We start from the raw sequence: 18,488 nt of genomic DNA on the forward strand, positions 1-18,488 counted from the left end.
ATTTGATTAATGCTTTTGTGAACTATAGATTGATAATTATTTAAGATATTTACATTGATAATTCCCCCATATCCGTTGATATAAGTTATTAATATCTTAATAGTCCTGCTGAAGTATATTTCTACAGTATCAAAGAAACAGGTCTTTGTCTATTTTTGCAATACTTACTAGTCAGTATTTTAAGTTAAGAAAATATTAAAATGGAATTAGCTCGAACGACATTTGAGGGAGGGGATAAGCTATTGGTTCTGCTTCATGGGAACTCACTTGGGAAAGATATTTTTGCTCCTTTAGTAAAGAGTATAACTCATAAATATAAAATCGTATTATTTGATTTGCCCGGGCATGGAGACTCACCAAGATCCTCTAATTATAGTATCCGATCATTCAGCCAGATTCTGGCGGAAAACATCAATCAGATCTCTGGTGAGAAGTACATCCTCGCTCATTCCATTAGTGGGCATCTCGTTTTCAATGCTCTTCATTTATTGAAAAGCATTTCGGGGATAACTTGTGTTGGATCTCCTCCACTTGCTAGGTTGTCGGATACCTTGGAAGCTTTTACTGATATTGGTAAGGTAATGTTTAAACCTGATTGGTCGGCAGCAGAATTAGAAATGATAATTAATAGTTTGTCGGCAGCCCACAAACAAACACTTGAGAGCACGTTTGAAAAGGTTGATCCCGGATTTCGGATGGCGTTGTCCGATTCCAGTTTCATGGAGGGATTCAGAAACGAAGTAGAAATTTTGAATGGTGCGGAGAGTCCGGTAAACTTGGTGTTTTCCAGCGACGACCCATATCTTAACCCTTCATACAATCAGTTTTTAGAAGCAAAGCTAACGAATCCTTTGGTAAAACTGTTTTTTTTAGATTGGGGAGGTCATGCTCCTTTTGTGAAAGAACCCGAGCGGTTTTGGAATTTGCTTCTGAAAAATTGTAGATGATTATTTATAAACTTCCATTGAAGGTTTCAGCGAGCAGTTGAGGAATGCTTTTCCCCGAGTTTTTACGGATAATATTTTGCCGGTGTTTGTTCACGGTGAACTTGCTGATATGAAGAGTGTCGGCTATTTCTTTTGTGAGCTTCCCGTCTGCAATCAGTTGTAGAACCTGAAATTCTCGTTCTGACAAGTTTTTCCATCTTTGCTTCTTTAAATGAGTTATTGAGATTGGGTGACCATTGACGGGATCTCCCACGTAGGAAAAGTGAGAACTCTTGCGATAGCTTAGCCCCATTGCGGTAACATCAGTACAAATGCTAAACGTTCTTTCAACTTTCGTTGAGTATTCAAGAATTGTGCTTAATCGAAAAATGTGTCGATACTCATTGTTCAGATTCTTAATTCTAAAGAGGATTGCAAACTGGGTTTCAAAGGGATTCTTGAAATCAAATAAGTTGGCGGTGTCTAGGTTCTTCATTGTGGAATCGAAGATCAGCTTACGATCTATTTCATGTAGCTTTTTGTAATACAGATCTAACGTAAATTTTTTGTTTTCGTATCCAAGTACGTTTTTTACTCCACAAACATTCACTAATTGACCGATTCTTAAATCGTGGATATAGCTATATTGAAGTGGCATCAATGGGTAATGCAAGTTATCCTGTCCGTTTTTATTGCTTGATTTTGACAGTTCATTTTTTAGCTTCTCAAAATACTCTTTTTCCGCTTGATCCATAACCGTTGTGTGTGGTATTGGGGTGATAAAATAGTTTTCAGTATCCTGATATTGTAAAAATAAGCTATTTTTATTTTTGAGAAAAGAGAAAGAGTCTAAATTGACGTATTTATAATGATTCTAATTATGAGCTGTTTATAGTGGGTTTTGTCAAACAGCAATAGCATAGAATGGCGGTCGTGTTTATATGTGAATATGATATTAATTAGAGGTCGTAAAGCGACTAATTGAGCTGTAATGTAGCTCGAATTACAATTGAAAAAATAACTTTGCGATCAGAGAATGAGAAATATTTTATCCATAGTGTTTGTTTTTTTGTTGCTGATCGTAGGTAATATAGATGTCTTTTCGCAAGTAGAACGGAGCTTTTATTTATGGAATACCACCGGTTTTCAGGTGGGTTTGAATGATTCTTATGATTTAGCTGTAAACACTAAAACCCACTATCGGTTGAATGATCATTTTCGGGAAATGACTTATATGGATTTTGCTGTCTCGCGGGATTTGACTGATTGGTTTAATTTAGGGCTGGCTTTCCGTGCTGCACAAAATCGTAAGCCCTCGGTTGATGTCATGGAGTACCGGCCACAGTTAGTACCCAAGCTCAAATTCAATCTCAAAAAACTCATCGTAAGTAGTACAAATCGACTTGAATATCGAATGTTTAGTCAAGGTGATAATTACCTGAGACATTATCACAACATATTCATTAATTTCCCCTCCCTGACTTCATGGTTGGATCCTTATCTTGGTGAAGGACTATTTACGAAACTTAACTCGGAAGGTCTTCATTTGGTTCGATTTTACGGAGGGTTACATTTGTTAGACAACAAAAGCTTTAAACTGGATGCTTACTACGTTTGGCAATCGTTAAAATCTGATGATCGTTGGAAAGAATCAGATATACTTGGCCTAAGCCTTAAATTTAGAATCTGAGATTTTAAAATTGGTAAGCTAGCTCTACACCCATCCGAAAGTTAATGGGTGAGCCCGGATAGTAGTAGCGTGGGGCATTTCCACCAAAAGAACTCGCATTGATCAAAACCATGGAGCTGTAATGTTCATTGGTGATATTGTTAACGCCTGCAAATAATTTGGATTGAAGCTTACCAAACGATTTTAAATAGTAAACATTCAAATTCAACAGACCATATTCATTCGAATAAACAGAGTTGTTGTCACGCAAAGGTATTTTACCTACCATTTGGTAATGGAGTCGAAATATTAATCTTCGCTTGTAATTGATATGGTATTCCAGATTACTCTGACGGCGGGGACTTCCCGTGAGTTCATTCCCCGAAAAATCATGTTGCCCATCTACGAAATCAATAAAATAATAGGGCGTAAAGCTGCCATTAACATTGAACTTATGTTGCCAGTTCAAATTTGAGCCAGGAAGTTTGTATTCCAGGTAGTACTCCAGTCCGGGATGCGCAGTTTTTCCGGCATTAATTCCCAGGTAGGCATCTTCGGCAACACGACGGGCAACCAATAAATTCTTCATCATCATAAAATACACTGAAAAGTCGTAGTACAACCCATCAAACAAGTATCCACGACTACCAACTTCATAGTTCCAGCCCGTTTCCGGTTGAATGTCTGTATTTCGTCCACCCTCAGGAAGCAATGTTTCCTCCAGACTGGGAGGCGAAAATCCATGGCTGATTTGTGCGTAGATGTTATTTCTGGTCGAGAGCGCGTGATTGATGGCCAGGCGAGGAGAGACAACCGGTTTAAAGGAGTGTTCGGCCGACTGGTCTCCATCGGTCAGGATTCGATCTGTATAGTTGTAACGCGTGTGGTTGAAGTTTGCTCCCAGAGAAATACGCCACTTCTCGGATGTTTTGTATTCCACTTGTCCAAATAGATTGGTGTAATTTCGTTTTTCATGATTGTCTGACAGTATTGAGCCGGTTGTGCCATCATCTTCATTTTCAAAGGTTGTCCAATCGTAGTTTTCAAAGAAGTTTTCGTTGCCCAGCAAAAGTTTCCAGATGCCTGAAGTGGTTGTAATTTTCTTTTCAAGTATGATTCGATTTCCAAAGTAACGACTATCTTCTTGTAAAAAATTGAATGGGCGGAGCTCATCTGACGATCGATTTTGCCCGAATAGAACAACAGTCGATTGCCAGTTATTTTGCCAACGCGAGAGCACCGATGCTCCAAGCAGACTTTTTTGATATTCTTCATATCCGTTTACCGAAGCCCAGCTGGTTGCAGCTTGCTGGGGCGATTTCTGAAAAGTTTCTAAATTCAACGAGCTGGGGATAAAACCTTTCAAATCGGTCTGGTTGATAATAATATTGAGCTCATGTCGCCCCACGATGAATTGCCCCACGTAATTAAGATTGATTCGGTTAGTCTCATTATTCCGACGATATCCTGCCGAGCTCAAGCTTTCAATTGCCAGGTGATTGCTACTGTTTTTTCCATTTAAACTGAGCTTCGCGTTTGTTTGATGGGTCTGGTACGAGCTTAATCCGTAATTTACTGTCAATTGATTTTTGCCGGGATGAATGGCATCAAAGAGTAATGTCCCTCCAAGTCCCGATCCATAAAAGCCTGACGACGGACCTTTAATGATCTCCACCTTCGATAAAACGGACTGATTCAAATCTTCGATAGTAGTTTCGCCAACACCATTTGTTAGTGGAATACCGGCATAATACGCCCTGATTTTATTGGAAGCGTATGGAGTGCGACTGCCAACTCCGCGAATTGTTAAGCGGTTCGTGGTTGGCGTTGCTTGTTGCATGTAAACTCCGGGTACCGTGTTTAAAACCTCATCAATCGATTTGAAGGTGTTTTGTTCTAGCTGATCTGCAGAAATGATGGAGATAGAGGCAGGTACCTCCATCAATTTACGTTCGTAATGATAGGCATGAACTGTTACTTCGCTAATTTCAAAAACGGAGTCCTGAAGAGCCAGCTCACTACTTGGGCTTGTAGAATTTTGAGACCATAACTTATTCGTTTGGAGAAGGAATAAAGCAACAGCGAGGACACTCGTCAACCAAATTCTCATAAAAGGTTATTTTTTTAACTTTTTAGGTTTGCAAACTTGCTTTTCTTTATTGACTTTAGCATCGCATTTTTTGCAATAATAGCTAGGGTTTTCCGGTTCTTTAAAATCTTTTTTCTTGCAAGCTGATTTACTCATTACTTTTTATTCATTTGCTTTCAATTCCAAAAACAAGCTAGGATTGAAAATGTTTTTTTGCGCCATTTTTATTTAGATTGGAAACGAATATTGAACAATCGCTGGTTTTAATAGGATGAATAGAATTTGTTTTGATAACTTGTGGCTCGAAGATATGGGATAGTGCTTCAGATGTTTGGGTAAGATGGAAACCTTTAAAAAAGTATAACACAACGAACGATGAAAAAAGTATTGATTCTGTTATTTGTTAGCGTAATTTTCGTACTCGGGGGCTGCTCGAAGTATAAAGATTGTGGGGCGTGCTTTACTCCTCCGGAATCTTTTAGATTTGAGCTGGTTGATAAATATACCGGAGTGAATTTATTTACAAATGAAACGTTCAATAAGGATGAAATCGAAATACTGGATTCATCAAATAGTTCTGTTGAATTCAATTTTGTTTCAGAAAATAACATCAACATTATTGAGATCTATACGATTGGCTGGCAAACTGAAATCGTTAGCTACAGGGTAAATATCTCGTCAGAGAATATATTTGATTTGTATGTTGATGCGGAAAGATTGAGCGTAGACTGCTGTTCGTTTACCCGTTTTAACGAAATTGAAATTAGCAATGCTGAATTTACCTGGAACTCAAGAAATGATGTCTATCGAATTTTAGTTGATTAACTTCCACGTGTTTGTTTGGTTCTGCTCTATCGTTGTTTTATTTCTCAAACCGTTTTCCCCACCATGCTTTCAACCGTTCCATGATTTTTAATTCGGTAGCGTTGTTTTGAGGTTTGTACAATCGCTCGGTTTTTATCTTTTCGGGTAGGAAATCTTGTTCTGCAAAGTTGCCTTTGTAAGCATGCGAGTATTTGTAATCTTTTCCATAGCCAAGCTCTTTCATCAACTTGGTGGGAGCATTCCGGATGTGCAGTGGTACAGGCAAATTTCCGGTTCGTTTTACTAACTCCTGGGCAGTATTAATAGCGTCGTAGGCTGAATTGCTTTTTGGAGAAGTCGCCAGGTAAATAGTGCATTCCGCCAGGATAATGCGTGATTCGGGATAGCCAATTTGGTGCGCAGCATCAAAAGTACTTTGTGCCAATAACAATGCATTCGGATTGGCAAGTCCAACATCTTCCGAAGCTAAAATAAGTAACCGTCGGGCAATGAACTTGACATCTTCGCCTCCTTCAATCATCCGTGCCAGCCAGTACACGGCGGCATCCGGATCACTTCCGCGGATACTTTTAATAAATGCCGAAATGATATCGTAATGCATTTCGCCATTTTTGTCGTAAGTAGCTTGGTTACTTTGCAGGCGCTCGGTAACCTTTTCGTTGGTGATCACAATTTCTGGCCCTTCTTCGGCTAAAACAACCAGTTCAAGAATATTGAGCAATTTACGGGCATCGCCACCCGAAAAACGAAGCAGTGACTCGTATTCGTCAATCACGATTTCTTGTTCCTTCAGGTCGGTGTCTTTTTTCATGGCCAGCTCAAGAATTTTCAGCAGGCCGTCTTTTTCCAAATGCTTGAGCACATAAACCTGACAACGCGATAGGAGAGGCGAGATCACTTCGAACGAAGGATTTTCAGTAGTTGCACCAATTAAAGTTACAATTCCCTGCTCAACAGCTCCCAGTAGTGAGTCTTGCTGCGACTTGCTAAAACGATGAATTTCATCGATAAATAAAATAGGATTTGGGTTGTTGAAAAATTGCAACTTTCGGGCTTTTTCAATGACCTCGCGAACATCTTTTACGCCCGAATTGATGGCACTCAGGGTGTAAAAAGGCCGGTCCAGTGTGTTGGCAATAATCTTGGCAAGCGTTGTTTTTCCTACTCCGGGAGGACCCCATAGTAAGATGGATGAAATATTCCCCGATTCGATCATTTTTCGCAAAACAGCACCTTTCCCAACCAGGTGCTCCTGTCCGATATAATCGTCAAGTGTTTTCGGGCGAAGGCGTTCTGCTAATGGAATTAAGTTTGCCATTACAGGTTCCTTTTTCTACTTTCTTTATATAGTTTGTTAAACCGAATGTAAACCGGTGCAAATGGGATCAGGATAAAAAGGGTAAACAAATGGTTTATTCTTAATACCATCAAAGTAATTAAAGTTAAAAACATGGTAACGACCAAGCCGATGATGATCGGTCGGTAGCTTTTCATCTTTTTCATCAATTCTTCGTTGCTCAACTCTTGTAGTTTCTTCATATCAGTTACAGTATCTTTTTATTACGTTGTAAGCTTCCTGAATGCCAAACTCACCGGCTTTACTTAAATCCATTGCACCACCATCGACATCATCCAGGTATATTTTGGTCAGGCCTCTGTTGTAATAGGCCTCTGCAAAATCCGGTTGCAGTTCAATCGCTTTGTCCAAATTGCGTATTGCTTCTTCGTACCGATCTAATTTACAAAGAATGTATGCTTTGTTGTAATACGCAAATGGGAAATTCGGCCTCAAAAATACACAAACCTGATAATCATCCAGAATGCTTTTGTATTCGGTAACAAATTCAGGGCTTTTATCTTGCTCTCTATTGACATTTGATCCAACCGGAACCGTTAAATCCTCCGAAAAGTCAGGAAGTGACTCCAGCAATTCAACCATTTTTGTCCGGCAGTTTGCACGGCTAAAGTGAGCCAGTGTATTTTTTTTATCCAGTGAAATAGCTTTGTCGAAATCTTCCATGGCTTCGTTATACTCATTCACCATGAATTTAAAGATACCACGGCTTAGGTAGTTTTCGGGTGCTTCGTTTATTTTAATTTTTTCGTTGAAGTAGAGGATATTATTTCTGAAATAATCAACTAATTTGTTCATTCCGATATTCGTGATGGTCAAAGTGGGCGTGTAATTATTGAAGTTATTTAATTCCTCCAAAGCCATGTTGTAATATTGCATACGCTCATAATTGATCGAATGCTGACTGTAGGAAGAAATCACAAATAGATTCTGTAATTCAATAATAATATTCCGATTTTGAATACGTCCGTCCTCTACTTCCACATCTTCGTCGGTTGGTAGGTTTCTGGTGTCGGCCAACGAAAGCCGGAAACGACGACGATCTCGTTGCTCTTTGGTCTCTTCTTGCTTTTGTTGCGTATTTGGTCGATTGGGGGTTTGTGCCGGAGCTTTTTGCTGTGTGTTTTGTGCCTGCTGCTTGTTGGCGCCGCTGTTTTGTTGCTGAACCGATCCGGCTTGTTGCTGCAGTCCAGCTTGGGTTCCTTGCTGCTGTTGCTGTGCCTGTTGTTGATTTTGAGCTAGCGCATCTTCTTCTATCATGCGTTGGCGAATATTCAGACTGGGATCTAATTTAGCCGCTACTTCGTAGTCGTGTTCGTAACCGGCAATCCCTAAAATTTCTTTTGCAATTCCCCTGTTGAAATAAGCATTAGGCAGAGTCGGGTTGATCTCCAGCGCCAAGTCGTAATCCATGATGGCTCCCTGATAATCCTCCAACTTTTGCTTTACAATTCCTCGGTTGTTGTAGGCATAAGCATTTTGTGGATCAAGCTTGATGGTTTGATCAAAATCGCGCAAAGCCGCTGCATAATCTTCCAACCCGAACCGTGCTAAGCCACGAAGCAGGTAGGTATTGGCATAGTGCGGTCGGATAATGATTGCCCGGTTTAAATCGCGGATACCCTCGCGAATGTCTCCTTTTAAAATATTCGCATTGCTTCGGTTTACAAATGCATTAATGAAATTTGGATTGATCTTCAGTGCTTTGTCATAATCTGCAATTGCACCATCAACATCTTTTAACGAGAGCTTGGCAATTCCACGGTTGTTATAAATGGCTTCGTTGTTTGGATCTAATTCCAGTGCTTTGTCGTAATCTTCCAATGCCTTGTCGTATTCCTTCAGTTCGAGATATGCCAGCCCCCGGTGCATAAAGGCATCAGGATAATAAGGTTTAATGTCAATGGCTTTATCGTAATCGCGAATGGCTCCACGAAAATCTTCCAGTTGATGTTTGGCAACCGCCCGATAGTAGTATGATTCCGGTAATTGAGGTTTGAATTTTATGACGATATTGAAGTTTTCGATAGCGCCAACATAATTACCAATCTGAATGCGTGTTTGTCCTACACGAATATAATGGTTGATATTCAGCTGGCCGTATGAGAAGTTGCAGACAAACAGCAAGACAAACAAAAGTGAGATGAGTCGAGTAACCGATTTGCTTTTTTGCAGCCTATCCGGTTTTCCGAATTGAGTGGTTTTATTTATCAGGAATTCATCATCAGAATGATTTCTTTCAGAAATAAAAAGGTTACTAATCGCTTGTTTCATTATCATTTTAAATTATCAAAGGCGTTCGATGGAACTTGCGCATAATGATGCTCCTGTGTGTATAAACTTTTGCGTGCTCGTTTCATGTGTCGCAATTTACGAAGAGCAAAAATAATAATATAACTCGTATGGGCTTGTTTTTCGTATTTTTAGCTAAATTTTGAATTTTTAACAAAAACCGAACCCATGGAAAAGAGATGCGACTGGTGTTTGAGTCATGATTTGTACATCGATTACCACGATAAAGAATGGGGTGTACCTTTACATGATGACCAAAAGCTATTTGAGTTTTTACTGCTGGAAGGTGTTCAGGCTGGCTTAAGTTGGTTGACCGTATTACGTAAACGCGAAAATTATCGTTTGGCTTATGACAATTTTGATCCGGTTAAAATTGCAACTTACGATGAAGCTAAAATGCAAGATTTGCTACAGAACGCCGGGATTATCCGCAATCGATTGAAAGTAGCCGCAAGTGTAAATAATGCCAAACGATTTCTTGAGGTTCAAAAGGAGTTTGGAACGTTCGACAACTACATCTGGTCGTTCGTTGATCACAAACCCATTGTTAATCATTTTGAAACCCTTGCTGATGTTCCTGCAAAAACAGCTCTTTCCGATAAAATCAGCAAAGACATGAAAAAGCGTGGTTTCAAATTTGTTGGTTCAACTATAATTTATGCCCACATGCAAGCAACAGGAATGGTTAACGACCACCTGACGAGTTGTTTTAGGCATGCTGAATTAACTGAAAAGTAGGACAGGAGATAGCCTGGTTGTATCAACGCTCGTGAATGAAAGGGCCTGAAAAAAAACAAGTTGTGTTGCCCGGTTAAATCAAACAAGCATGTGACGATTCTTGCGAGGGGCATTGTAAGCAAATTCTATTGAATGCCTATAAAAGAACTGACCGTCTTAAGAAAATTTTGAGACGGTCAGCTAATATTGTTATTCGATACTTGTACTAACAACAAGCAAGTTATTAAAATGGCAAATCATCTTTATCGCCTGCTTCCGGCGGAATATCATCGGGAGAAAATTCTGGCGGAACATCTTGAGAAGCTCCCGGAGTCAGCCGGTCAATGCGCCATGCATTGATGTTATGATACCATCGTCCATTAAATTCACGCGATTCTACCGAAAATGATACGTTTACATCCTCGCCGGAATTCAGTCCTTCGAGAAGCGAAATCTTATCATTAAACAAGGTAAAGCACACTTGCTTTGGAAACTGATCATCGGTTTCAATAACAAACTCCCGTTTTTTCCATTCTTTCCCGGCTTTGCTTACGCCGGAATTTACATCCAAAATTTGGTTTATTTTTCCTTTTACTTCTAAACTCATCACTTCAATTTTTTTTCGATTTTCAAAAATAGAGATAAAAAAAGACCCCTGAAAAGATTCTTTCAGGGGTTTTCTAAAAAGTTTTCAAGAATTGTTTATTCAACAATCTCTAAAAGTTCCACTTCGAAAATCAATGTTTCGTTTGGACCAATATCAGCACCGGCTCCACGAGGGCCATAGGCTATTTCTCCTGGAATATAAATTTTCCATTTTGATCCAACAGACATTAATTGAAGAGCTTCCGTCCATCCTGGAATTACCTGACTAACTCCAAAGGTTGCAGGCTCACCGCGCTCTACTGAACTGTCAAACACAGTACCGTCCAGTAACGTTCCGGTGTAATGAACTTTTACTTGTTGATCGGCAGTTGGTTTCGGTCCGTCGCCTTCTTTGATCACTTCGTACTGAAGACCACTTTCGGTTACCTGAACGCCTTCTTTTTCTTTATTCGTAGCAAGAAACTCTTCGCCCGCTACTTTGTTTGCTTCACCTTCAGCATCTGCCAAATTTTTGAAATAAGCCTGGATGAATGTACGTGCATCTTCAATGGTCATTTTAGTTTCTTCACCCTTTAATTGTTGCTCAAAGGCGGTGATTAAAATATCCGTGTTGAAATCATCGGAACCTGTGGATTCCAATTGTTGCTTGTTTTGATCACCAACTAATACTCCAATGGCATAACTAGCCGAATCGGCAGCGGTTGCAAGGTCTGCATTACGAGAACCCTGTGGTTGACAAGCTGCCAATACTAAAATAGCAGCTAATGCAAAAAGAATTGATTTAAATTTCATGTGATTTAAATTGTTTGTTTTTCGATGGCAAAAGATGGAGTTCGCTTTTTTATCGTTGCTGATAAGGTGAAATCTATGCTCTTGCTCATTGCATGTTTATATGAAATAATTAGACAATTTCCAGTAATTCAACTTCGAAAATAAGTGTTGAGTTTGGTCCAATAGCACCACCAGCTCCACGCTCACCATAAGCTAAATCAGAAGGTACAAACAGACGCCATTTTGATCCGGTCGTCATCATTTGAAGGGCTTCAACCCAGCCCGGAATAACACCGTTTACAGGGAATGTGGCAGGTTCTCCGCGTTGCACGGAGCTGTCGAAAACAGATCCATCAATCAGCGTACCATGGTAATGGCACTTTACCTGATCGGCAGGACTTGGTTTTTCGCCATCTCCTTCTTCAAGTATAGTGTACTGCAATCCGCTGGCTGTTTCTATTACACCTTCTTTTTCGCGATTCTCAGCCAAAAATTTCAATCCCTCTTCAAGGTTTTCTTTTCCCTGGCCACCTTGCTGCTTTTCCATGAACTCCTGCAAGATTTTGTTTGCCTGTTCGGGCGTTAATTTAGGCTCTTTGCCTGTGAAAATATCTTCGAGAGCCAGCATGAAGTTGCTTGGATCAATTGTTTTTACTCCTGATTGAATGAGGTTGCTGGAAACACTTAATCCCAATGCGTAACTAAATTCTTCCAACTCTCCATTAAATTTCTTTTCTGACATAAAATTCTGTTTTTTTATAAAGGGTACGAAGATAAATGATTTTTTGCGATATCCCTGATGATCAACCGCCTTTCTCTCCGTACAGGATATGTTTCTTCCCCGGAGGCCCTGCCAGTCGCTGCATTGCGAAGCCATGTTTTTGGAGCGAACGTCTGACATCTCCTTTGGCACAGTAAGTTGTGAATATTGCACCGACCCGACAATGGGCACTTATTTTTTCAAAAATGGCATCAGTCCATAGGGCGGGTTGCTTGTTTGGAGCAAAGGCATCAAAGTAAACTAAGTCGAACGTTGGTAGCTTTGAAAAATCGATTGTCTTTAAGTCGCCTTTTATTTTTGTCAGGCTGAAGTTTTCCGCTAATCCATGTGGCTTTTCCCATTCGCACTGGTGCATTTGAAGGAATATTTGTTGGATATCAGGCGAATGATTTTCAGCATAGTTTAGTTGGCTGTATTCCTCTTCGGGGAGTGGAAACTTTTCCAGCGAATAGTAGTTAATTACTTTTTCGCCCCGGTTGAGAAAGCTGAGTAGGGCATTAAGTCCGGTGCCAAAGCCAATTTCTAATAGGTTTAAAGGCGATTTAGTGCAAGCCTTCAGCCCATTTTCAATAAATACATGCATGCTTTCCTGTATGGCTCCGTGTACGGAATGAAAATGCTCATCCATTTCAGGAATATATATTGTATGCGATCCGTCGTCAGTGAGTTGGATGATTCGTTTCATGTGCTAGTTTCGAGTTCTGAGTTTTAAGTTCTTTTATAATTGAAACCGATTGAAATACACTAGGTTTTTATCCTTAGTGCTTTTCAATCTTGTATTTATAGTTGGTTTACAGCACGGCGAATTTCGTAAAAATATTGTTTGCATTGCTATTTTTGTTTTACTTTTGACTGATTCAAAAAATTGTCATGCTAATAAAACTGTACGAAGAAAATCCCAACCAACGTGAAATTGAGAAAGTGTTGGAAGTACTCCGCGGCGGAGGGATCATTATTTATCCGACCGATACGGTTTATGGAATGGGTTGCGACATAACCAATGCGAAAGCGGTTGAAAAAGTTGCACAGTACAAGAATGTGAAGATCGAAAAGTCAAATATGTCTTTTATTTGCAGTGATTTAAGTCACTTGTCTGACTATGCAAAACCAATTTCCAACTCGGTTTTTAAGCTATTGAAACGCAATTTGCCGGGGCCTTTTACCTTTATTTTGGAAGCGAATTCAAATGTTCCGAAGTACTTTAAAGGGAAAAAGAAAACGGTTGGTATTCGTGTTCCCGACAACAATATTATTCTCGAAATTGTCCGACAACTGGGCAACCCGATCCTTTCAACTTCAGTTCACGATGAGGATGAAGTGTTGGAATACACAACTGATCCGGAGCTGATTCATGAAAAGTTTGATGGATTTGCTGACTTGGTGATTGACGGTGGTTATGGAGATAATAATCCGTCAACAGTTATTGATTGTACTTCTGATATGCCTGTAGTTATTCGGCAGGGTAAAGGAATTGTTGAAGAATAGTTAGCTCATTTCAGCTAAGCCTTCTCCGCCGATTTCTATTATTTTTTCCAGAATGCAGGAGAGAAAAGCACAAGCACTGTAAACAGCTCCAGGCGTCCCAACAACATCAAAAACGATAGAAACCATTTCCCCGCCGGATGCACATGATGGAAATTTTCAGCAGGTCCAACATTGCCGAGCCCCGGTCCTATATTTCCGAGCGATGTTGCAACTGCTCCCATGGCTGATTCCAGATCAGGTTCAATAGTCGTAAACAGGATTGTGCTGATAAAGAAGATGATGAAATAAATCATAAAAAAGGCAAGCACGTTGGTGATGATTTGTTCGGAAACAGCTCTTTTGTTGAAGCGCACCGGAATAACAGCATTCGGGTGCAGAAGTCGACGAAGTTCGTAATAGCTGTTTTTCATCAACAAAACCACGCGCATAATTTTTATTCCTCCGCCAGTTGATCCGGCACTCCCTCCGAAAAAGAAAAGTGAAAAAGTGATGATTGTCAAAAAGGGTGTCCAGCTAAGGTAGTCGGCTGTGGCATATCCGGTTGTCGTGATAATAGAAACTACCTGAAACAGCGAGTGCCGGAATGCCAGCTCAAAATCCATTTGAGTTGTAATAAGCAAACCACTGAAAATGATAGCTGTAAAGCCAACAACAAACAACAGGTAATATTTGAATTCTTCGTTTTTGAAAACTTTGTCAAACTTTCCATGAATAGCAAGGTAAGAAAGCGTAAAGTTCATTCCGGCCAGGAACATGAATAGTGTGATGACATACTGAATAAACGGTGACGACCAGTAAGCAACAGAGGCTTGTTTGGTGGAATAACCTCCGGTAGCAATGGTGGTAAATGAGTGGTTGACGGCATCAAACAAAGTCATGCCTCCAATCCAAAGTAAGATGGTTTCGGTCACCGTGAATCCGAGATAAATTATCCACAGGCTTTTCGCTGTTTGCTGGATTCGGGGACTAATTTTGTCAGGCGTTAGGCCGGGAACTTCGGTGGCAAACAGCTGCATTCCTCCAATTCCAAACACCGGCAGAATAGCTAACGACAGAACAATGATTCCCATTCCTCCGAGCCATTGGGTCATGCTTCGCCAAAACAGAATACCATTGGGGAGTGATTCAATATCATTTAAAATAGAGGAACCTGTTGTGGTAAAGCCCGACATGGTTTCGAAAAAAGCATCGGTCAACGAAGGAATGGAATGACTAATTAAATACGGAAGGCTTCCAAAAAATGAAAAAATCACCCAAACAAGACTGACAATAATAAAGCCTTCGTGTTTCCCAATTTTCTTGTCAGCTCCGTTGGTTGCTAAAAGAGTCAGCGCACCAACTCCCATGCTGATCAATGAAGAATAAAGTAAGGGTAATAGTCCTGCATCGCCATATATTGCAGAAACGCTCATCGCTATGAGCATCGAAACGCCTTCAACAACTAATAAAAAACCTAGTATTCTGAAAACTATCTTAGCGTTGAGCATACGGGCAAAGCATTATTTGAAATATTTGTCGAGCTTTTTTATTGCTGATGGCAGGGCAAACACGACGACTTTGTCATTTTCCTGAATATGCGTGTCGCCTTTAGCAACAAAACCTTTTGATCCGCGAACATAGCCTCCAATTTTCGCATCATCAGGGAAGTCCAGATCTTTTATTGGTAACTCTGTAATTTTAGATCCTTCTTTAGCGATAAATTCAAAAACTTCAGCATCAGATGCCGTCAAACATTTGGCTTGTGCCACTTCAGCTCCCAATGTATATTTGTAAATATAGCTTGCCGCAATGAGTTTTTTATTGATGATGCTACCAATATCCATGCTCTCGGCAATTCCCATGAAATCAATGTTTTCAACTTCTGCTACCGTTCTTTTTATTCCGAGCGTTTTTGCCAGATGGCAGGATAAAATATTGGTTTCAGAGTTTCCGGTTACCGCAATAAAGGCATCCATTCGGTCAATTCGTTCTTCCTTAAGTAGATCCATGTTTCGTCCATCTCCTTGAATAACCAGGACATTTTCAAATCGGTCGGCTACTTTCTGGCTCCTGACTTTGTTGCTTTCTATAATCTTGATATTGTAACTGTCGCCCAAACGCTCTACTGTTTTTTGGGCAATTCTACTACCTCCAAGTATCATGATATTTCGAACCGGAAAAATTTCTTTCCCGGCGAGCTCGAAAACACGGTTTTGATTTGCTCTGGTGGTTATAAAGAAAACAATGTCACCATTGTGAATCGTATTTTTTCCGTATGGAATAATGGTTTCACTATCGCGGTTAATGGCTACTGCACGGACATCAGAGTTGATGTATGAAATTTCCTCAAGCGATTTATGCAGAATTGGTGCATTTTCCCGGATTTTGATCCCCATCAGGATCAACTTCCCCTGTGAGAATTCGATTAGCTGACGAGTTCCTACTTGTTTAACAGATGTCGCAATTTCTTTTGCAGCAAGACTTTCCGGATAAATCAACTCATCAACTCCAAGCTTTTTGAGTTTTTCCTTATACTTTTCGGTTAAGTATTCACCTTGATTAATACGAGCAACAGTTCGTTGAACTCCCATGTCTTTTGCCTGTACGCAGGCGAAAATATTGCGCTCTTCATAGGGAGTTACAGCAATAAACAAGTCCGCCTTCGAAAGTCCTGTTTCTTTCAAATCACGAAAGGAATTAGCGTAGCCTGTTAGGGTGAGCAGATCCACTTGACTGGAAATATGATGCAGTTTATCAGCATCTTCATCCATTAATACAATGTCGTGGTTCTCCTTGCTAAGCATCTTGGCAAGGTGAGTTCCTACTTCTCCGGCACCTACAATAACAATCTTCATATTTTGTCACTCTTTTTCAGAATTCAGCCCGGTAAAGTAAAGTATAAAAACTACAATTTCCACGAATTTATGCCTGTTTTTCGTGTGCGTTACCAATAACTTAAAAGCACTGAGATTCGTAAATTGTTAAAAGTCAGCAATAAATGTTTCGGGAACTGATAAGTTATTAAAATCTAAAATCTTACCTTTCTCCAATGCCGAATCAATTGTTGTTTTAAAAGCCAGATCTGAAAAATGGGACTGTTGATCGTCTTTTTCTGGATTCTTCAGACCTGTCTGTTGTCGCTTTACCTTACGTTTTTTGTATTGAAAGGTTTGATTAACAAACAGAACTGTCCGTTTGTCAATGATCAAATCGGGAGTCGAAAAATTCTGACAGGTATCGAGTTGAATTCTAGTTGGAGAATCCAATTGAAGTTCCCGGAGAGCATGCGGAATCGATCGGTATTCTTCCTCTTTATTTTCAGCATAAATCAGGTAGTTTTTGCGACCATTAATTAAATGCAGGTAGCGAGCCGAATCATAAACGATGCATTTTGTTTGATTAAACAACGCCACTTTCTGGCGGAAGGCAGCGATTTGAAAGAACAAGAAAAGGGATACTGCCACAAACAGAAATTCTTTCCGTTTTAGTTTAATGAAAAACATGCTTGCGATTAAACAGGCCAGCAAAACGCTTAATTGGAATACTGAAATACCAATGTTTTCAATCAGTGAATTTGGAATCTGATCAATTTCCCTGAGCAGAAATAGGGTCACAAAAGTTACTGATGACAGCACCTTTGCAAGGACTGCTGCCAGCCAGTTTGCCGGAGAAACGAGGAAGAATAAGACTGTGCTGGCCAAGATAATGTACGCTGCGGGTATCACAATAAAATTACTGAGCCAAAAGAAAAGAGGAAACTGGTGAAAATAGTAAACACTTAAAGCGAAGGTGCCAATTTGTGCTGCCATCGAAACACAGAAAAGTTGCCAAAACCAATTGATCACTTTGTTTTGGGGCGACCACAACGATTCTATTTTTGGGAAGAAGAAAACGATACTGGAAACGGCCGCATAGGAAAGTTGAAAGCCCACCTCAAAAATTAAATTGGGGTTGATTAGTAAAAGTAAGAATGCCGAAGCAGCGATTGAATTATAAATTGATGCCGGTCGGCGAAGGCTGTTGGCGACAAGAATAAACGAGAACATAACTGTTGCTCGTTGCACCGATGGCGAAAAGCCTGTAATTAGTGCATAGCTCCACAAGAGTAGGGCGATGATAATTACAAAGGTCATTCGTCCCAGCTGAGTTCGTTTGAGAAAACCAATCGCATAAGTGAGAAACAAGTAGATCATTCCCACGTGCAAGCCGGAGACGGCCAAAACATGCATGGCCCCGGTTGAGGCAAAGTAGGAGCGGGTTTCGGGCGATAGCTCTTTTCGGTACCCCAGTGTTAATGCCGAAATGACCTGTCGTTGTTCATCATTCGTAATGTGTTTTTTGAGTTGATTGATTAAGCGAAACCTAAACTGTTCAGCTGCAAATGGAATGCTGGAGGCTTTTTCGGTTATTCGTTGATAATCTTTCGTTGGCAAATAGGCGCTGTAATAAACTTCTCGATTGGCCATAAATGCCTGATAGTCGAAAGCAAAAAGGTCGTTTGAGTTTTGTATGCGCTGGATTCTGGCTTGAGCAACCAACTGGTCGCCCGGCTTTAGTTGAAGAACAGAGGTGTCTTTTTTTAGATAGACAATTATTTTTTGGTTTTCGTAATACGATGAGTCGGCCTGATTAATTTGAATTACGCTTTGGTAAGAGTTGGTCTTTTCGGTTGGATATTCCAATACCGTAGCTATAAAATGCTGCTTTTCGTTTCGGTTGGGAATTGAAGGGCGACGGGCTGATAGAAAGGCCAGCAAGGCGAAACAGCTGGCATAAAAGGCTGACAAGTAGCTGTCAAACGGGTACGTTTTGGTTTTTAACTTAGCCAAAACGAGTACCGCTAAAATGATGCTGATGATCAATAGTAAAAGCTTAGCTTGAGGAACATAAAAGCCCAGCATCAAACCAACGATCCAAAAACTCAAAATTTTTGTAAAGGGGTTATTTCTGAAAAAGCTCACAGTCAGTTGTTTTTATACTGACTACGGGCGAAT

17 protein-coding genes are annotated in these 18,488 nt (G+C 40.2%); 5 read left to right on the forward strand and 12 right to left on the reverse strand.

Annotated elements, in window-relative coordinates; genetic code table 11:
• The first annotated feature begins 200 nt into the window (after positions 1–200).
• A complete protein-coding gene (locus tag ACTB00_RS01705) occupies positions 201–947 on the forward strand; it encodes an alpha/beta fold hydrolase (RefSeq protein ID WP_463298221.1) in 747 nt (248 codons plus the stop codon).
• 4 nt (positions 948–951) lie between these two features.
• Here the strand turns inward: ACTB00_RS01705 and ACTB00_RS01710 are convergent, their stop codons facing one another.
• Positions 952–1,680 (reverse strand): helix-turn-helix transcriptional regulator, encoded by a 729-nt coding sequence (locus tag ACTB00_RS01710; protein ID WP_463298222.1) that lies wholly within the window; start codon positions 1,678–1,680, stop codon positions 952–954.
• 282 nt (positions 1,681–1,962) lie between these two features.
• Between ACTB00_RS01710 and ACTB00_RS01715 the strand changes: the two genes are divergently transcribed.
• Positions 1,963–2,616, forward strand: a complete 654-nt coding sequence (locus ACTB00_RS01715; protein WP_463298223.1) for a DUF2490 domain-containing protein — start codon at positions 1,963–1,965, stop codon at positions 2,614–2,616.
• Positions 2,617–2,620: 4 nt separating this feature from the next.
• Here ACTB00_RS01715 and ACTB00_RS01720 read toward each other — a convergent pair whose 3' ends face one another.
• A complete protein-coding gene (locus ACTB00_RS01720; RefSeq protein WP_463298224.1) occupies positions 2,621–4,705 on the reverse strand; it encodes a TonB-dependent receptor in 2,085 nt (694 codons plus the stop codon).
• 354 nt (positions 4,706–5,059) lie between these two features.
• On the opposite strand from ACTB00_RS01720, the gene ACTB00_RS01725 reads away from it, so the two are divergent.
• On the forward strand, positions 5,060–5,509 hold the full coding sequence (locus tag ACTB00_RS01725; protein WP_463298225.1) for a hypothetical protein: 450 nt from the start codon (positions 5,060–5,062) through the stop codon (positions 5,507–5,509).
• Between the two features lie 37 nt (positions 5,510–5,546).
• Here the strand turns inward: ACTB00_RS01725 and ACTB00_RS01730 are convergent, their stop codons facing one another.
• From ACTB00_RS01730 to ACTB00_RS01740, 3 genes are read right to left on the reverse strand one after another with little or no spacing between them, the layout of a single operon-like run.
• Positions 5,547–6,827, reverse strand: coding sequence for a replication-associated recombination protein A (locus ACTB00_RS01730; RefSeq protein WP_463298226.1), 1,281 nt, complete (start codon positions 6,825–6,827; stop codon positions 5,547–5,549).
• The gene (locus ACTB00_RS01735) at positions 6,827–7,048 is read right to left on the reverse strand and encodes a hypothetical protein (RefSeq protein ID WP_463298227.1); all 222 of its coding nucleotides are present in this window, start codon (positions 7,046–7,048) and stop codon (positions 6,827–6,829) included. Before ACTB00_RS01735 ends, ACTB00_RS01730 begins: the two co-directional genes overlap by 1 nt.
• A 1-nt stretch (position 7,049) precedes the next feature.
• Positions 7,050–9,137 carry a tetratricopeptide repeat protein gene (locus ACTB00_RS01740; RefSeq protein ID WP_463298228.1) on the reverse strand — a complete coding sequence of 696 codons (2,088 nt, stop codon included), beginning with the start codon at positions 9,135–9,137 and terminating at the stop codon, positions 7,050–7,052.
• Positions 9,138–9,323: 186 nt separating this feature from the next.
• Here ACTB00_RS01740 and ACTB00_RS01745 point away from each other — a divergent pair, with 186 nt between their 5' ends.
• Entirely contained in the window at positions 9,324–9,893 is a 570-nt protein-coding gene (locus ACTB00_RS01745) for a DNA-3-methyladenine glycosylase I (protein ID WP_463298229.1), read from the forward strand.
• A 223-nt stretch (positions 9,894–10,116) separates the two neighbouring features.
• On the opposite strand, the gene ACTB00_RS01750 is transcribed toward ACTB00_RS01745, so the two are convergent.
• The 4 genes from ACTB00_RS01750 to mnmC2 all read right to left on the reverse strand — a co-directional run bounded on the left by ACTB00_RS01750 (position 10,117) and on the right by mnmC2 (position 12,715).
• Positions 10,117–10,479: a DUF3127 domain-containing protein gene (locus ACTB00_RS01750; protein ID WP_463298230.1), complete on the reverse strand. Its 363-nt coding sequence runs from the start codon at positions 10,477–10,479 to the stop codon at positions 10,117–10,119.
• Positions 10,480–10,574: 95 nt separating this feature from the next.
• Positions 10,575–11,270, reverse strand: coding sequence for an FKBP-type peptidyl-prolyl cis-trans isomerase (locus ACTB00_RS01755; protein WP_463298231.1), 696 nt, complete (start codon positions 11,268–11,270; stop codon positions 10,575–10,577).
• 109 nt (positions 11,271–11,379) lie between these two features.
• On the reverse strand, positions 11,380–11,991 hold the full coding sequence (locus ACTB00_RS01760; protein WP_463298232.1) for an FKBP-type peptidyl-prolyl cis-trans isomerase: 612 nt from the start codon (positions 11,989–11,991) through the stop codon (positions 11,380–11,382).
• 61 nt (positions 11,992–12,052) lie between these two features.
• Complete coding sequence (mnmC2, locus tag ACTB00_RS01765; protein WP_463298233.1) at positions 12,053–12,715, reverse strand: tRNA (5-methylaminomethyl-2-thiouridine)(34)-methyltransferase MnmC2; 663 nt, start codon at positions 12,713–12,715, stop codon at positions 12,053–12,055.
• Between the two features lie 185 nt (positions 12,716–12,900).
• Here mnmC2 and ACTB00_RS01770 point away from each other — a divergent pair, with 185 nt between their 5' ends.
• On the forward strand, positions 12,901–13,515 hold the full coding sequence (locus ACTB00_RS01770; RefSeq protein WP_463298234.1) for an L-threonylcarbamoyladenylate synthase: 615 nt from the start codon (positions 12,901–12,903) through the stop codon (positions 13,513–13,515).
• Positions 13,516–13,553: 38 nt separating this feature from the next.
• Here the strand turns inward: ACTB00_RS01770 and ACTB00_RS01775 are convergent, their stop codons facing one another.
• The 3 genes from ACTB00_RS01775 to ACTB00_RS01785 form a co-directional block, all read right to left on the reverse strand.
• Entirely contained in the window at positions 13,554–15,002 is a 1,449-nt protein-coding gene (locus tag ACTB00_RS01775) for a TrkH family potassium uptake protein (RefSeq protein ID WP_463298235.1), read from the reverse strand.
• Positions 15,003–15,014: 12 nt separating this feature from the next.
• Positions 15,015–16,349 carry a Trk system potassium transporter TrkA gene (gene trkA / locus ACTB00_RS01780; protein ID WP_463298236.1) on the reverse strand — a complete coding sequence of 445 codons (1,335 nt, stop codon included), beginning with the start codon at positions 16,347–16,349 and terminating at the stop codon, positions 15,015–15,017.
• 126 nt (positions 16,350–16,475) lie between these two features.
• The gene (locus ACTB00_RS01785) at positions 16,476–18,419 is read right to left on the reverse strand and encodes a ComEC/Rec2 family competence protein (RefSeq protein ID WP_463298237.1); all 1,944 of its coding nucleotides are present in this window, start codon (positions 18,417–18,419) and stop codon (positions 16,476–16,478) included.
• Positions 18,420–18,488 lie beyond the last annotated feature (69 nt).

The organism is Sunxiuqinia sp. (assembly GCF_055140945.1).

Coding starts and splice junctions, on each gene's coding strand:
- ACTB00_RS01705 (WP_463298221.1), top strand. CDS start 201: ATGGAATTAGCTCGAACGACATTTGAGGGAGGGGATAAGCTATTGGTT.
- ACTB00_RS01710 (WP_463298222.1), bottom strand. CDS start 1,680: ATGGATCAAGCGGAAAAAGAGTATTTTGAGAAGCTAAAAAATGAACTG.
- ACTB00_RS01715 (WP_463298223.1), top strand. CDS start 1,963: ATGAGAAATATTTTATCCATAGTGTTTGTTTTTTTGTTGCTGATCGTA.
- ACTB00_RS01720 (WP_463298224.1), bottom strand. CDS start 4,705: ATGAGAATTTGGTTGACGAGTGTCCTCGCTGTTGCTTTATTCCTTCTC.
- ACTB00_RS01725 (WP_463298225.1), top strand. CDS start 5,060: ATGAAAAAAGTATTGATTCTGTTATTTGTTAGCGTAATTTTCGTACTC.
- ACTB00_RS01730 (WP_463298226.1), bottom strand. CDS start 6,827: ATGGCAAACTTAATTCCATTAGCAGAACGCCTTCGCCCGAAAACACTT.
- ACTB00_RS01735 (WP_463298227.1), bottom strand. CDS start 7,048: ATGAAGAAACTACAAGAGTTGAGCAACGAAGAATTGATGAAAAAGATG.
- ACTB00_RS01740 (WP_463298228.1), bottom strand. CDS start 9,137: ATGAAACAAGCGATTAGTAACCTTTTTATTTCTGAAAGAAATCATTCT.
- ACTB00_RS01745 (WP_463298229.1), top strand. CDS start 9,324: ATGGAAAAGAGATGCGACTGGTGTTTGAGTCATGATTTGTACATCGAT.
- ACTB00_RS01750 (WP_463298230.1), bottom strand. CDS start 10,479: ATGAGTTTAGAAGTAAAAGGAAAAATAAACCAAATTTTGGATGTAAAT.
- ACTB00_RS01755 (WP_463298231.1), bottom strand. CDS start 11,270: ATGAAATTTAAATCAATTCTTTTTGCATTAGCTGCTATTTTAGTATTG.
- ACTB00_RS01760 (WP_463298232.1), bottom strand. CDS start 11,991: ATGTCAGAAAAGAAATTTAATGGAGAGTTGGAAGAATTTAGTTACGCA.
- mnmC2 (WP_463298233.1), bottom strand. CDS start 12,715: ATGAAACGAATCATCCAACTCACTGACGACGGATCGCATACAATATAT.
- ACTB00_RS01770 (WP_463298234.1), top strand. CDS start 12,901: ATGCTAATAAAACTGTACGAAGAAAATCCCAACCAACGTGAAATTGAG.
- ACTB00_RS01775 (WP_463298235.1), bottom strand. CDS start 15,002: ATGCTCAACGCTAAGATAGTTTTCAGAATACTAGGTTTTTTATTAGTT.
- trkA (WP_463298236.1), bottom strand. CDS start 16,349: ATGAAGATTGTTATTGTAGGTGCCGGAGAAGTAGGAACTCACCTTGCC.